Source organism: Pseudoalteromonas sp. T1lg75, assembly GCF_002964705.1.
Classification (GTDB): domain Bacteria; phylum Pseudomonadota; class Gammaproteobacteria; order Enterobacterales; family Alteromonadaceae; genus Pseudoalteromonas.
On sequence record NZ_PQCD01000040.1, the window covers coordinates 1 to 565 of the forward strand.

1 rRNA gene is annotated in these 565 nt (G+C 41.8%); it reads right to left on the reverse strand.

Features of this window, described 5'->3' with window-relative positions:
- Positions 1–106: 106 nt before the first annotated feature.
- Positions 107–565: ribosomal RNA gene (locus C2M36_RS16890) — 16S ribosomal RNA — on the reverse strand; the annotation flags it as partial.

The window sequence follows — 565 nt, forward strand, 5'->3', positions numbered from 1 at the left end:
AGAAACTTTAAACTTTCTCAAAATTAAGTGTTGACAACAAATCAGGGTTGAGTAGAATGCACAGCCCTCGAGACGCGAAAGAGTTTCGAAATGTTCTTTAAAAATATGAAGCAATCATCTGTGTGGGCACTCGTACAGATTGAGTTCTAACAGCAGATTCTAGTTCGCTAGATGACGCAAAACTCTTCAATTAAAAGTTTTTTGAATCCGAAGATTCGGCGCTCATTGAATTCTGATTTTGATTCTTTCGAATCGAATTGACTGTGCTGAATAAATTTCTTTATTCCGTTGGTCACTCAGTTCAATTGAGACTCTAAATTTGTTTGCGTCATCTAGCGAACTAGAATCTGCTGTTAGAACTCAATCTGTACGACTTGTGCGGGCCCCCGTCAATTCATTTGAGTTTTAACCTTGCGGCCGTACTCCCCAGGCGGTCTACTTAATGCGTTAGCTTTGAAAAACAGTCCCGAAAGACCGAGCTTCTAGTAGACATCGTTTACGGCGTGGACTACCAGGGTATCTAATCCTGTTTGCTCCCCACGCTTTCGTACATGAGCGTCAGTGT